Origin of the sequence: Massiliimalia massiliensis, assembly GCF_900155615.1 — a bacterium.
Classification (GTDB): Bacteria; Bacillota; Clostridia; order Oscillospirales; family Ruminococcaceae; genus Massiliimalia; species Massiliimalia massiliensis.
The window spans coordinates 289,832-303,543 of sequence record NZ_FUHT01000004.1 but is presented as its reverse complement, the minus strand read 5'-3'; the positions used below and the strand labels follow the sequence as shown (position 1 = coordinate 303,543).

General features: G+C 48.3%; 12 protein-coding genes and 2 other annotated features. Of the genes, 1 reads left to right on the top strand and 11 read right to left on the bottom strand.

The window, feature by feature from the left end:
• Nucleotides 1-59: 59 nt before the first annotated feature.
• Nucleotides 60-1,049, bottom strand: coding sequence for an alcohol dehydrogenase catalytic domain-containing protein (locus tag CZ360_RS09925; protein WP_077534052.1), 990 nt, complete (start codon nt 1,047-1,049; stop codon nt 60-62).
• Nucleotides 1,050-1,198: 149 nt separating this feature from the next.
• On the opposite strand from CZ360_RS09925, the gene CZ360_RS09920 reads away from it, so the two are divergent.
• Nucleotides 1,199-1,951, top strand: a complete 753-nt coding sequence (locus CZ360_RS09920) for a helix-turn-helix domain-containing protein (RefSeq protein WP_077534051.1) — start codon at nt 1,199-1,201, stop codon at nt 1,949-1,951.
• 56 nt (nt 1,952-2,007) lie between these two features.
• Here the strand turns inward: CZ360_RS09920 and asnB are convergent, their stop codons facing one another.
• The 10 genes from asnB to tyrS form a co-directional block, all read right to left on the bottom strand.
• A complete protein-coding gene (gene asnB / locus CZ360_RS09915; protein ID WP_077534050.1) occupies nt 2,008-3,591 on the bottom strand; it encodes an asparagine synthase B in 1,584 nt (527 codons plus the stop codon).
• Nucleotides 3,592-3,654: 63 nt separating this feature from the next.
• Nucleotides 3,655-3,911, bottom strand: a binding site (T-box leader).
• A 155-nt stretch (nt 3,912-4,066) separates the two neighbouring features.
• Nucleotides 4,067-5,311: a phosphonoacetaldehyde reductase gene (locus tag CZ360_RS09910; RefSeq protein WP_205411122.1), complete on the bottom strand. Its 1,245-nt coding sequence runs from the start codon at nt 5,309-5,311 to the stop codon at nt 4,067-4,069.
• A 39-nt stretch (nt 5,312-5,350) separates the two neighbouring features.
• Complete coding sequence (locus CZ360_RS09905; protein WP_077534049.1) at nt 5,351-6,217, bottom strand: LicD family protein; 867 nt, start codon at nt 6,215-6,217, stop codon at nt 5,351-5,353.
• Between the two features lie 6 nt (nt 6,218-6,223).
• Nucleotides 6,224-7,042, bottom strand: a complete 819-nt coding sequence (locus CZ360_RS09900; protein ID WP_077534048.1) for a LicD family protein — start codon at nt 7,040-7,042, stop codon at nt 6,224-6,226.
• Nucleotides 7,043-7,056: 14 nt separating this feature from the next.
• Entirely contained in the window at nt 7,057-8,355 is a 1,299-nt protein-coding gene (aepX, locus tag CZ360_RS09895) for a phosphoenolpyruvate mutase (RefSeq protein ID WP_077534047.1), read from the bottom strand.
• A gap of 24 nt (nt 8,356-8,379) precedes the next feature.
• Nucleotides 8,380-9,096 carry a phosphocholine cytidylyltransferase family protein gene (locus tag CZ360_RS09890; protein ID WP_077534046.1) on the bottom strand — a complete coding sequence of 239 codons (717 nt, stop codon included), beginning with the start codon at nt 9,094-9,096 and terminating at the stop codon, nt 8,380-8,382.
• Between the two features lie 82 nt (nt 9,097-9,178).
• Nucleotides 9,179-10,309 (bottom strand): phosphonopyruvate decarboxylase, encoded by a 1,131-nt coding sequence (gene aepY / locus CZ360_RS09885; RefSeq protein ID WP_077534045.1) that lies wholly within the window; start codon nt 10,307-10,309, stop codon nt 9,179-9,181.
• 21 nt (nt 10,310-10,330) lie between these two features.
• Entirely contained in the window at nt 10,331-11,059 is a 729-nt protein-coding gene (locus CZ360_RS09880; protein WP_077534044.1) for an ABC transporter ATP-binding protein, read from the bottom strand.
• A 2-nt stretch (nt 11,060-11,061) separates the two neighbouring features.
• On the bottom strand, nt 11,062-11,844 hold the full coding sequence (locus CZ360_RS09875; protein WP_077534043.1) for an ABC transporter permease: 783 nt from the start codon (nt 11,842-11,844) through the stop codon (nt 11,062-11,064).
• A 286-nt stretch (nt 11,845-12,130) separates the two neighbouring features.
• Nucleotides 12,131-13,363: a tyrosine--tRNA ligase gene (gene tyrS / locus CZ360_RS09870; RefSeq protein WP_077534804.1), complete on the bottom strand. Its 1,233-nt coding sequence runs from the start codon at nt 13,361-13,363 to the stop codon at nt 12,131-12,133.
• A gap of 71 nt (nt 13,364-13,434) precedes the next feature.
• Nucleotides 13,435-13,683: a binding site (T-box leader), on the bottom strand.
• Between the last annotated feature and the right edge of the window lie 29 nt (nt 13,684-13,712).

Genomic DNA, 13,712 nt, shown 5'->3' with positions numbered 1-13,712 from the left:
AGCGGCTCCAGATGGAGGCTGGAACCGCTTTTGCCATTTTTCTATTTCCGTAACAACTGCTAGTCGCTGCACTGAACCGCACCTTTAATGAAATTTCCAACCTTACTTTCCATATCATAGTTTGCCTTGTCAAATTCTTCCATAGAATAGACGTGGTTGGTAACGCCTTTGAATTTCCAAATTCCTTTGGAGATGAGCTCGAGCGCCCGTTTGCACAAACCTGCTTCATATTCGATCCGCCGCTCATGGCAGTTGACCGAAGTAAGCGCCTTCATATTCCATAGTTTATAGTCAATCAAACGGTCTCCGTCATTATGAAAGCCGCCGATGCCCAGCCGTCCATGGGCTGAAACCATATCACCAGCCAGCCGGAGCGCGGCCTCTGTACCTGCAAACTCCATGACATCATGGAAGCCAAGGTTAAAGATATCTGCCTTATGGCCGTCTCGGGTCAAATCCGGTTTTCCCCAGGTTTTCCAGTTTAACACCATCTCCTGCGGCAGGTTCTCCGGTGTATAAACCGCCGTTGCGCCAAATTTCAGGGCATTTTCCCTGGCTTCCTCCCGCGGGTCGACCACAATAATATCGCCGTAGCCCATTGCGCGGAAAAGAGAAATCATCCCAAGCCCCATATAACCGGCTCCTACAACCGCAATCGGGTCTCCGCACAATGCCGGGGACATTTTCTGCCCTGCGCTTAACAGGCACGCAAGCGGCTCTGCAATCGCATCAAGATCATCCAGATTATCCGGCACATGGCAAGCCTTGTGGGGTTCCATAACAATATATTCCTTGTATCCACCGCCGCCCAGGCCTGTCACACGATCCCCGACCGAAAAGCCCCTGACGTTTCTGCCGACCTCTGCTACTACGCCTACCGTCTCATGCCCGAATACATCTCCGGGCTGAGCCGTTGACCATGGATACCACTCTGAATGGCACATCCCCGTATAGGTAACACGGACCAGAATATGGTTATCATCAATTTTAGGGATCTCTACATCTATTATTTTACTGGTTTTCGGGCCAGTCATCACAATCTGCTTCATCTAATTTTCCTCCTGCAGCCTTTGTACATTTCTATTCCTGACTACACTTATATCATATCAGCAAATCCGCTTGAGAAATATCATAAAAGCGAAATAAATCTGGACAAAACCGACTTTCCGGTATATAATATACATAAAAGGTGGTTTTTATGAAAATTTTCCAGATGCAAATCTTTTATTCAAAGTCCGCTACTGTCTTTCCTCACAAGCATGACGTATGGGAAATCATCATCAACACTGAAGGCAGCGGATTAAATTATCTCGGCCAGGACACAACAGAATTTCATCCCGGTGCTATCGTACTCTGCCCGCCCGGCGTAGTCCACCACAAGGCGGCCAGGGAAGGCGGTTTCGCCGACCTGTCTATCCTGTTCTCTGACCCATATTATTTTAACAGCCTGCGCCACCATCATTTTGAAGATAATCCGGAAAAAGAGGTGCAGCAGCTCCTGGAAATCGCATATCAGCACTACCATCAGGACAATAATGATCAGATTGCAGCAACGCTGATGGAGGCAGTTTGCGCGCTTATCACCCGGTGGGATCAGGCAGAGCATCAGGATGAACGGGTTGAAATCCTGAAGAACCTGATCGCGCAGAATTTTACTAATCCCGACTTCGAAATCCGGGATGCAATGGAGCAGATGAACTACTGCGACGATTATGTACGGCGCTGCTTTAAGCGCGAGACCGGGATGACCCCGGTGCAGTACCTCAACCGAATGAAAATTGATCTTGCAAAAAAGCTGATCCAGAATGCGACTTACCCGAAATATCCGATCAGCCATATCGCCTATCTCTCCGGCTTTTACGATGTCGGATATTTCTCCCGCGTCTTTAAAAAGCTGGAAGGGGTGGCTCCGACGGAACTGGCCGGTTCTGTCAGCGATAATCCACGATAGGTCTCCAGGCTTACAGGATGAGCCCTGCCGAAAAACGGCAGGGCTCATCCTGTTCTTTATTTTCCACTGTCTCCATAGTTTGCAAGGACGCGCGCGCTCGGATCGTCTACGTTGCAGCCCTCCCAGGATTTGTTCGGCATCCAGAAATCCGGCACCATCTTGGCCTGCCCCGGATAATACCGTTCAAATATTTCCCGGTAAAGAAGGCTTTCCTTGGTAAAGGGCTGCGCAAAGTCAAACTGCCTGCGCCTTTCTTCAAACTCTTCGTCGGTATACTGCGCTTCAGCATATTCTTTCAGGTCATCTACCATGCTGTGCCCGACAGCGTCGCTGAAAGCTGCCTTTTCCCTCCAAAGGATACCTTCCGGCAGCCATTCTCCCTCCTCAAAAGCCTTGCGGAGGAGATATTTTCCCTTACCGTAAGTATTCATCTTTTTAGCCGGGTCAATCGCCATGACATAGCGGGCAAAATCCAGGTCGCCAAACGGAACCCTTGCCTCCAGGCTGTTGCTTGCCAGGCATCGATCCGCCCGCAATACATCATAATAGTGCAGCTCGCTCAACCGTTTCTGCGCTTCCTTCTGAAACTCGGCTGCGCTGGGGGCAAAATCCGTATACTTATATCCGAACAGCTCATCGGAAATCTCGCCAGTCAGCAAAACTTTGACGTCCGTCTGCTCATGGATCGCCCGGCAGATCAGATACATTCCCATACTGGCACGGATTGTTGTAATATCATAGGTTCCCAACGCTGCAATCACCTCCGGAAGCGTTCGGAGCACCTCGTCCTTCGTCATGATAATTTCTGTATGCTCTGCCCCGATATAATCTGCAACCTGGCGCGCGTATTTCAGGTCAATTGCATCCGTATCCATTCCAATCGCAAAGGTACGGATCGGCTTTCCAAGCAGCCTTGCCGCAACTGCGCAAACCAAGCTGGAATCCAGCCCTCCTGAGAGGAGGAAGCCCAGCGGCGCATCCGCATCCAGGCGTTTTTCAATTCCGGCCACTAATTTTTCCCGGATCGCAGCGCAGACAGCGCCCAGATCATCATGGCAATAGCTGTCCACATGGGAGATATCCAGATAGCAGGTAAACGTCCCATCACACCAGTAATGTCCCGGCGGAAATGGAAAAATCTCTTTCACCAGCCCAACCAGGCTTTTCGGCTCACTGGCAAATGCAACCGCGCCGCTCTCGGAATAACCGTAATAGAGCGGACGAATTCCGATTGGATCACGCGCCGCAACCAGCTTCCCACTTGTTCCGTCGTACAGCAGGCAGGCAAATTCAGCATCCAAATGCTGGAACATCTCCAACCCGTATTCCCGATAGAGCGGGAGGAGCAATTCGCAGTCCGAGTCTCCCTGGAACTGATAGCCTCGTTCCTCTAGCTGTTTTTTCATCGCGCGGAATCCGTACAGTTCCCCATTGCAGACCGTCCAGCAGCCATCCCGGTGGAAAGGCTGCATTCCCTCCGGAGTAAGCCCCATAATCGCAAGGCGCGCAAAACCGAGCCAGCCAAAGGGAGTTTCCTCCACCCGCCAGTCATCCGGCCCCCGTTCTTTTGTCCGCAGCAGGCATTCGGTAAATGTTTCTTTCGGCAAATCCTTTCCTAAATAACCCATAATTGAACACATAGTCAGCACCTCTTTTTATTATTTTCTTGATGGAAATAATAAAGGCAGCCAATCCATCCTAACCCATAGGACGAATCGCTGCCAATCCGCGGTGCCACCTAAATTGCCATTCCTGCCCATAGGCAGAATGACCCCTTTTTCGCGTTCGCCTTTGAAACGCTAGCCCAGTAACGCGGGCAGACGGCTTGCCTACTTTCCTTTCAGGAGTTCAGCTCGCAGCTCCGGAGTGTTCTTTCGGACAAACATTGTGCAGGGCTCGCACCATCCCCTGCTCTCTGTGACAACTACATTGTCTTACTTTTCTCCATCTCTGCTTTTAAGAATAGCATATCATATTCTATTACCGCCGTCAATATTTTCATTTGAGAAAATCCGACCGAGACTAGACCATTTTTTGTCAAAAATACAAATTTGCTTTCAAAATAAAAAGCAAGGGAGAAACCGACTCGATTTCTCTCTCGCTTTTATACCATCCCTATGCTTGTTCAAACTGTTTGAGGTAAGCGTTTCCCTGTTCGGCAAATTTTTTGATTTCTGTTTCCGGCAATTTGGTGAAAACCTTTGTATAGATTTCCCGGATGGCTTCTTCGGTCAGATGGATTGGGAAATTTTTCAGCCGAACCGGATTGACAGAATGGATCAGCTTTTCCATTTCCTCCGGCATCACACGTTCCCCTGCTTCGTCTGCAGTCAGATAAATTGTCGGGAGCATCCCCATCGCAGCGGTTACTGCAAAGAATGCTTCAGGCGCTTTCCCGGTTTCCAGCCCGAGAAACGCGGCAAGCTCTTCCAGGACCGACCCAAGATAAGCCTCTCCGCGCGGATCAATGCACTCGTCCAGATGGGCGAGCATATAGGCCCACGCCTGCGGCAGGCAGACCGCTACCGCATGTCCGTGCGGCATATGGTACATGGAGGTAATTTTATAGCTCATCGCGTGCGCGGCTGTTGTTTGGGTAATATTGATGGCACGTCCTGCAAGGTTAGCGCCCAGACAAATCTCTTCCGCGGCTCTTTTATCATTTTCCAGATATGCCCTTAGATTTTTCAGAATCAGCTTCATCGCTTCCCGTGAAAACTCTTTGCTCTTCTCATTGGAATTGACCGACCAGTAAGATTCAATCGCCTGACACAGAGCGTCAAGAACGGTCGCCTTTTTCTGGTAAAGCGGGAGAGTGATTAAAAATTCCGGCTCCAGGATGACATGATCCGGGATACAGTCCGCGCTTGCAATCGATTGCTTCTCTCCCTCAAAATAGATAACGGCAAACCGGGTGGATTCACTTCCTGTTCCCGCAGTTGTCGGAATACAAAGATGGGGTACGGCAACACCCTTCCATTCCTGTTTGAGATAGTTAATTTCCGGATCGAGCACAGCGAAAAGATTGATACACTTTGCTACGTCAATCGAGCTGCCCCCGCCAATGGAGAGGATGCAGTCGCAGTGTTCGCGTTTTAAAAGTTCAACTCCCTCCACAACCGATTCATAAAGCGGGTTGGGGGTGAAATTGTCAAACAGGACAAACTCTGTTCCTAGTTCAAGCTGATGCTCCAAAAACATCGGCTGAAACGGATCCGTACAGACAACAAGCACCTTTTTCGCCCGCATGTCCTTCAGGGTATCTGCCAGCAGACCGGCAGAACCATGCCCATAAATCATCACCTGTTGGTCATGATGGATTGTTTCCATAATGATAGTCACCGCGCCTTTGCATCGCAAAGGCTTCCTTTCTTTGAAATTAAGAAAGGAAAAGGCAGCCTATTCCGCCTTTTCCATTTCCATGTCATGATGAAGCAATATGTCCTCCGGGAATTCCTCACCCTCCCACCAAACGGTATACGGGTGGTGAGGCTGGCGCGCTTCCATCGGCGGAAGCTGCATATAATCCCCATAAAGCTGCTGTAAGTAAGCGTCATAATTTGCCGGCGCATGGAACATGACGCCCTCAAACGACAAATCGTGATATGGAAGATATTCTTCCTTCTTCACCGTTTCCTTTTCCTTGTATACGCCGAAATTAATCCCGATCTCCTCACACTGGTCAAACGGGTATTTAGCCGCTTGGCGTTCTACCATCCGGTAAAGCCGTTCCCTGCCGATCATCCGGCTTGGGACTGCCGCAAGTGTCTTAATCAGGGCGCGCAGCTTTGTTCCTCCGCGCATGAGCTGGGTCTGGGTATAGGAAAACAGCTTTTTCGTAAACCACAATTTCTTGAAATAGCGCTTCCGCACGTTCTCATCTGCCGGGACGCCGTCAAGCGGAAAAATATCAATCCCGATGCTCATCTTATACCGTTCGGAATAAAAGTAGTGTTTTGCCATGGTACGGGTATCCACTACCTTCATAAACAGCCGGGAATGTTCCTTGCAGTTTTTTACGGAAGTTACCCGGTAAACATCGGAAATCCATCCTCCCGAAACCTCAAGCAGCTTCTCATAATCGGGCCGCGGCATCGAAACGTCAATGTCATCGTCCCAGGGAATAAAGCCGCCGTGCCGGACTGCGCCAAGCAGCGTTCCCGCGACAATATAATATCGGAGCTGGTGAGCATCGCAATACTCTGCAAACGCCTTTAAGATATGAAATTGTACAATCTTTAATTCCTCTAATGATAATTCTCTCATAACCGTCTATTCCGATAGTCGCACTTCTTCAAGCTGATGGCCCACCCGTTTTTCTTCAGGCGGGAGCTGCATATAATCACCAAAGTAATCCGTTAAATGCACGCTGAGATTTCCCGGACAGAAAAGCTTTTTTCCCTCAAACAGGATTTCATCCAGATTGTCCAGATTCTCATTTTGGATTAAAAGCTTCGGAGTTAAAGCATAGCAGCGGCAGGCTGTTTCCCGCCCGCCGTACCGCTGTATTTCCCGATCCAGCCGGAAGTATAGTTTCTTTGCGGACACCGGCCTCAGGGCAATATGCAGGAACTTTCTTACAAGGCCCTTCATTCTGCCTGAAAAGCCAGTTTGCGGCGTACTGGTACCGGATACAAATTTTGAAACATAGACCTGGTCAAGAAACCGTGCTTTTTTAAAATACCGTTCCCGCTCTTTGGAATGATCCGGCGCCGGATCAAATGGAAAAATATCGACAAACACGCCATGATGCATTGCAAGCCCACTCAGGTACTTCTCCACAAACCGCGTGCCGTTTTTACGAATTTTAGTAAAATAAAACGGCGCGTTGGGATCGGTTTCATGGTTTTGTAAAAAATACTCCGGTTTCAGCTTTCCAGGCGCCGCCTGCAAAAACCGTTCATAGTCCTCCCGCTTCATCCCGATGTCGAGATCGTCATCCCAGGGAATAAATCCGCCGTGACGCACCGCGCCCAGAGCGGTTCCCGCTATAATGAAATACGGGATACCCTCTTCCCGGCAAATCCGGTCGATCTCACAGCAGATTTCCAGCAGCGTCATCTGCAGGCTTCTCAGTTCGTTTGCATCCATATGAAACTCCGCTTCTATTTTGCTTCCGGGATCAAGGTCAGAATTTCCTTGATCGGCATCACCTGCTTGTCCGCCTCCATACAGCGGCTGTTTTGCAGGATCAGCTCGGCGGTATGCTGCATAGCAGGGAATGCGCTCCGGATCAGGTGATTTGCGTAGATCACGATATTGACGCCGTGCTCTGCAAATTCTTCTTCTGTCACCATATTGAAGGTAGTCGGTACCACTACCAGCGGAGTGATCTTATCCTTTTCGCGGAAAATGCGGCAGAATTCAAAGATTTCATCCGGGGTTTTCTGTCTGGAATGAATCATAATCCCATCGGCGCCCGCTTTTACATAAGCGCGTGCCCTCGCAATCGCGTCGTCCATCCCCTGTTCCAGAATCAGGCTTTCAATTCTCGCAATCACCATAAAGTCATGGGTAGTCAAAGCCTCTTTCCCGGCCTTGATTTTCTCGCTCATTGCTTCAATGCTGCACTGGGTCTGGCTAACCTCTGTACCAAACAGAGAATTTTTCTTCAAGCCCTCTTTATCCTCGATGATCACCGCAGAAACGCCCATCCGCTCCAGCGTTTTTACCAGGAATACAAAGTGCTCCACCAGCCCGCCGGAATCCCCGTCAAGGATAATCGGCTTTGTGGTTACTTCCATAATCTGGTCAATGGTATTCAGGCGGGAGGTATTGTCAACCAGCTCAATGTCCGGTTTTCCCTTTGCGGTAGAATCGCAAAGGCTGGAAACCCACATCCCGTCAAACTGGATAATCTCCCCGTTTTTCTCAATTTTAGTATTTTCAATAATCAGGCCTGTCAAACCATTGTGCGCTTCCAGAAGAGTGACTGGCTTTTTCATCTTCAGGAGCTGCTTTAACCGCCCGCGGCGCTGCTCCGGCATAGAGAGAATCCGTCTTGCGTCGGCTTCCATGACTTCTTCTACCGGATTGACGGTATACGGGAATTCCACCAGCTTGCCGCCGTAGCTTTCAAGCACTTTAATAACCTTGGCGCGGACAGGAGCCTGCGTTCCGGTCAGCCAGTCGTCGCCATGGACAACGATGTCCGGTTTATATTTCAAAAGGTTCTTCTCATAGTCGATGCTGTCCTGCGGTACAACGGAGGAAACCCCCTTCAGGCTGCTGACAATTTCACAGCGTTCCTCAAACGTTACAGTGGGAAATCTTTTAAAACGCGCAATTGCTTCGTCGGTCATCACACCAACCATCAATTCTCCAAGCTCTGCCGCACGAGAAATAATTTTAATATGTCCGTTGTGAATAATGTCGCTGCTCAGGCTTAAATATACCTTTTTCATTTGTTTTCACTCCTATTATTTTATTTATTGTAACAAGTCAAAATGAGCCCGGAAATTTTCCAGATCATCTTTATTGTCAACTTCTGCACAAAACTGGCCTTGCAGGTCAAGCTTCCTAATGTTCAGGCCGTCTGCAATTTCATTGAGCGCATTCTCCGCGTAAACAGAGGTGTTTCCGGCTTCACAGAATGAAACAATCCGCGCAAGCCAGGCGTTCCAATCTTCTTTTTTCAGCAGATAAAGCGGCTGTGCTTCCACTGCATTTTCAAAAAACTCAACCCCGACCTTGACAACCTTTTCGCCGTCAAGCACTGCCTTGAAATCCTTTTCTGGCAGCGGGAGAGTACTGTCAACGGTCATCACACTGGTTTTACTTCCCAGCACCGTTCTGAGCACCTTGGTCTCAAAGGCAAGATCCCCATGCATCAGAACAATATCCTCGTCCCGCAGGGCTTCTCTCGCCAGATAGATGGAATAGATATAATTTGTCTTATCATAAACCGGGTTGTTAAAATACGTAATTCTCGCTTCCGGATAGCGTTCGGTTAAATGCGCTTCCAGAAAATCAGCAAACGGCCCGGTTGTCATCACAATGTCCCGGATGCCGCAGGAAAGCAGCTTCTGAACCTGCAGGTCTACCGCCGCGATTCCCGGAACAATTTCGACCATACATTTCGGGCGGTCAGCCGTTAATTCTTCCATCCGTTTTCCGAGCCCGGAATTTAAAATCAGCGCTTTCATCTTCTATGACCATTCCTTTCACAAAACAAGCGGATCGCCGCAGGTTGTTGCATCTTGATGCAGAAACCTGGGTGAAAAGCTGCTATTTCCCTTCTACGAAGGACATGAATGCCTCTTTGTTTTGGATCGGCGTTGTAGTTGGCCGTCCCAGATCTGCACGAGACAGGAGGTTTGTTTTAATTTCAATTAAAACCGGGCCCTCCAGATTTTTGCATTCGGAGAGAGCGCCCAGAATTTCCTGTTCCGTCCGGGCAGTAAATACATGCTGGTATCCAAAGGCTTTTGCCGCTGCCGGAAGATCAATTTTGGAAGCGACTGTCGGTACACCGCCAACAGTCTCATGCGCGCCGTTATTGATGACTACATGATAAAAATTCTTCGGCTGGTTTGCGCCCAGTACAGCCAGACTGCCCAAATGCATCAGCGCAGCGCCGTCGCCGTCCAGGCAGAACACCCGGCGCTCTTTCTTCTGCTGCGCGATCCCCAGGGCGATCATACAGCTATGTCCCATTGAGCCAACAGTGAGAAAATCCTTCTCATGTCCTTCCCCTCGTGCTTCCCGCGCTTCAAACAGCTCGCGGGAGAGCTTACCGGTAGTAGAAACAAAAATATCGTCATTCTTTGCCTGACTGATTATCAGCTTCACAGTCTCTTCGCGGCTCAAGGGGCAGTCGTTCTGATACACCATCTTCTTGTCATTTTTCAGCGCGCCCTTTTTCACGACAACCGCATAGCATTTGCCGTCCGCAAAGGCTTTTTGCGCTTCTCCCATTGCGGCTTTCAGCTCTTCTGCTGTAGATTCAGGGGTCAGGACTACATGCGCGATATCAAGGCAGTCCAGTAGCTTGCAGGTGATTTCCCCCTGGAAAACATGCTGCGGTTCATCATGTACGCCCGGTTCACCGCGCCAGCCAATGACAAATAAGACCGGAATTGCATAGACCTTGTCATTTAGCAGGGAGCAGATCGGGTTGACTGCATTGCCAATCCCACTGTTCTGCATGTAAACCATGGCCGGTTTCCCGGTAGCAAGATAATGTCCCGCTGCCAGGCCAACAGCAGCGCCTTCGTTTGCAGCAACAACATGCTGCTCACAAATACCAAAACGATCCATCAAGTGGTCGCAGAGCGCTTTGAGCTGAGAATCCGGAACCCCGGTAAAATAATCAACTCCCAAAGTCTGTATTTCCGACATAAAGTCTGTAATATTCATTTTAATCCATCCTTTTAAGTATTATTTCATGAATTCCTCATAAGCCGCAAGAACCTCTTTGGTGTCTCCCTGCATTTTAATTACTCCGTCATGGAGCCAGAGGATACTGGTACAAAGCTGGCGCAGGGTATCGCTGCTGTGTGAAACAATCAACACTGTACGATCCTGGTCATTAATTAACGATTTCATTTTCGCATAGCTTTTTTTCTTAAATTTTGTATCGCCCACACTGAGCACTTCATCGATCATCATGATATCGGTCTCAAGAATTGCGGTGATCGAAAAGGCAAGCTTGGAATGCATTCCGCTGGAGTAGGACTTAACCGGCATATCAATAAATTTTCCCAGTTCGGAAAATTCAATGATTTCTTCCATCTTTTCCTTAATAAATTCCTGGCTGAAGCCCAAAAGCATTCCAGAAAGCATAATGTTTTCCCGGCCGGTTAATTCGGTTTGAAATCCGACACCGATAGACAAAAGCGAAACAGAATGGCCCTTCATATCAATCGTCCCGGAATCAGGTGAAAAAATACCCGCCAATGTTTTTAACAGCGTGGATTTCCCGCTTCCGTTCCTGCCCACAATCCCGAGAATCTCTCCCTTTTCTACAGAAAAGGAGACGTTTTTCACCGCTTCAAACTGTTCGGTTTTCCGCCGCTTAAAGGAAAAGAAATTCTGCTTGATCGAATATTTTTGCAGGTTCCGATAATTTACACAAAGGTCTTTTACCTCAATTGCATATTCCCTCATTTTTACAACACCTTGACATAACTGTTTTCATTTTTATAAATTGTGTGGATTCCAACAGCAGAAATCAGCAGGCCGACCAGACACCATAGCCCCAGCCATTTCCAGCTAATCATTTCCCCGTAGAGCAGCGCCTTCCGCATGGAAGTCATTAAAAAGGCGACAGGATTTAGATGGGACAGATAATCGCTGTAGGGAGATGGAATTCTGGTAGACAAATTATAGAAGATCCCCGTCATATAAAACACAAGCCGCAGGCCGATCTGAGTCACGTTAAACAAATCCTGCACAAACACGCCGAAGTGGAGCAGGATGGTGGCAAACCCAAAACAGATGATGAAAAATACAATCAGAATCGGGATGGCGCAGAGGATATTCCAGGTTACCGGAACGCGGTAAACAATCATCATCGCAATGACAATCAGGAAGGAAATCCCCATTTTAAAGGCTTCAACGCCCATCTTTTCCAATATCAGGATGTACTTTGGGAGATAGACTTTGGAAACAATCGATTTATTGCTTTTTACAATCTTTATGCTGGAAAGCATCAGGCGGTTAAAAAAGTTCCACATCGTTAACCCGATAAAAATAAAGACCGGAAAATACTGCTCCGAAGCGTCAAATACCACGCCAAAAATAAAGGTATAGATCAACATAAAACAAATCGGATCTAATATCCACCACAGCCAATTTAAATAAGAACTGGCTACTTCTGATTTTAAGTCCGATTTTGCTGAATAGATCGTATAATTTTTGTATTTATGTAAGTCATGAAAAAAACGGCTCATTACAAACTCCTACTTAAAATGATTTCTTTTCCGGCAAAAAACCGGCAGTTGAAAGGATCATCAATATAGTTAAGCACCATACATAATACACTTTTTTTCCCTATTTGTCAAATAAAGCCAGCCTGAATAGGCAGCAAAACACAAAATTTGTAACATGTTACAGGTATACTAGAAGTATGTTCTGAAATTTGTGTTTTATACAAAAAAGGGCTTTCAAATCTATGACAAATGTATAAAGGGCATTTCCATCAGACATGTCTGGAAATGCCCTGAAAATACAGGCTTCTTATTTTTTCAATACCACCTTATGGTATACCTTTTTCCCTTTGCGGACGATGATAAAGCCGTCCTGGAACGCCTCCTGCAGTACCATTTCTGTCGGCGCGGCAACCTTTTTGTCATTGACCGAGACACCGCCCTGCTGAACAAGCCTTCTTGCCTCGCCTTTAGACGGGCAAAGCGCTGTTTTCACCATCAGGTCAAGGATTCCGATGCCGCCGTCGCTAAATTCGTCCGCCGTCAGCTCGGTAGTCGGCATGTCATCGGTATTGCTCTTGGAGGAGAACAGCGCCCTGGAAGCGTCCAACGCTTTCCGCGCCTCTTCTTCCCCATGCACCAGCTTGGTCACCTCAAAGGCAAGCCGTTCCTTAACCGGGTTCAGTTCACTGCCGGTGAGGTGTTCCATCGCCTCGATCTCCTCAATTGGAACAAAGGTAATCAGCTTCATGCAGTTGATGACATCTTCATCGTTGACATTTCTCCAATACTGGAAGAAATCATACGGGGAGGTTTTTTCCGGATCAAGCCACAAAGCGCCCTTCTCGGTTTTTCCCATCTTCTTCCCTTCACGGGTAGTCAGCAAAGTAAAGGTCATTCCATATACCTCTTCTGCTTCCACACGGCGCACCAGGTCAACCCCCTGGAGGATATTTGACCACTGGTCATCCCCGCCGAGCTCGAGCTTACAGCCGTAATTCTGGTACAGGTGCAGGAAGTCATAGCTCTGCAGGAGCATATAGTTAAATTCCATGAAGCTTAAGCCTCGTTCCATCCGGGACTTAAAGCATTCTGCCTGCAGCATCTTGTTCACTGAGAAATGCACCCCGACGTCGCGGATAAAGTCAATATATTTAAAGTTAAGCAGCCAGTCGCCGTTTTTCACCATCAGCGCCTTGCCGTCGCTGAAATCAATAAATTTAGACATCTGGCGTTTAAAGCATTCTGCGTTGTGGTTGATTTCTTCCGGCGTCATCATCCGGCGCATGTCGCTTTTCCCGGTCGGGTCTCCGATCATAGTAGTTCCCGTTCCTAGAAGAGCAATCGGACGGTGTCCTGCCTTTTGCAGATGCGACATGACCACAAGCTGCAAAAAGTGTCCGACATGCAGGCTGTCCGCCGTTGCGTCAAAGCCGATATAGAAGGTGACCTTTTCCCTGTTCAAAAGTTCTTCAATCTTATCCAAATGGGTTGACTGCGCGATAAGTCCTCTTCGCTGGAGTTCTTCAAATACTGTCATGATAAACATCCTTTCATCTGTTCGATTCCGATTCGTATGAGAGCAAAATAAAAGCCCTCTATCCGTCAATCCGGATAGAGGGCGAAACTGTTCCGCGGTACCACCTCTGTTGCCGCTGTTTCCAGCAGCCACTCTCCGGGCACACTTCCGATGCCCTTACCGCTTTAACGGGCGGACCCGACCTTGCCTACTAAAAGGGAAACCCTTCGTTCCGCTTGTAACTCCGAGAGGTATTCCTCCAGCCCATCCCTATGCCCTTTCACCAGCCGGGCACTCTCTGAAAGCCTCTGGACAAGAGTACTTGTTCTCTTCACCGCTTCTTTGCTATGTGAGTAATCATAGCACAATTTTT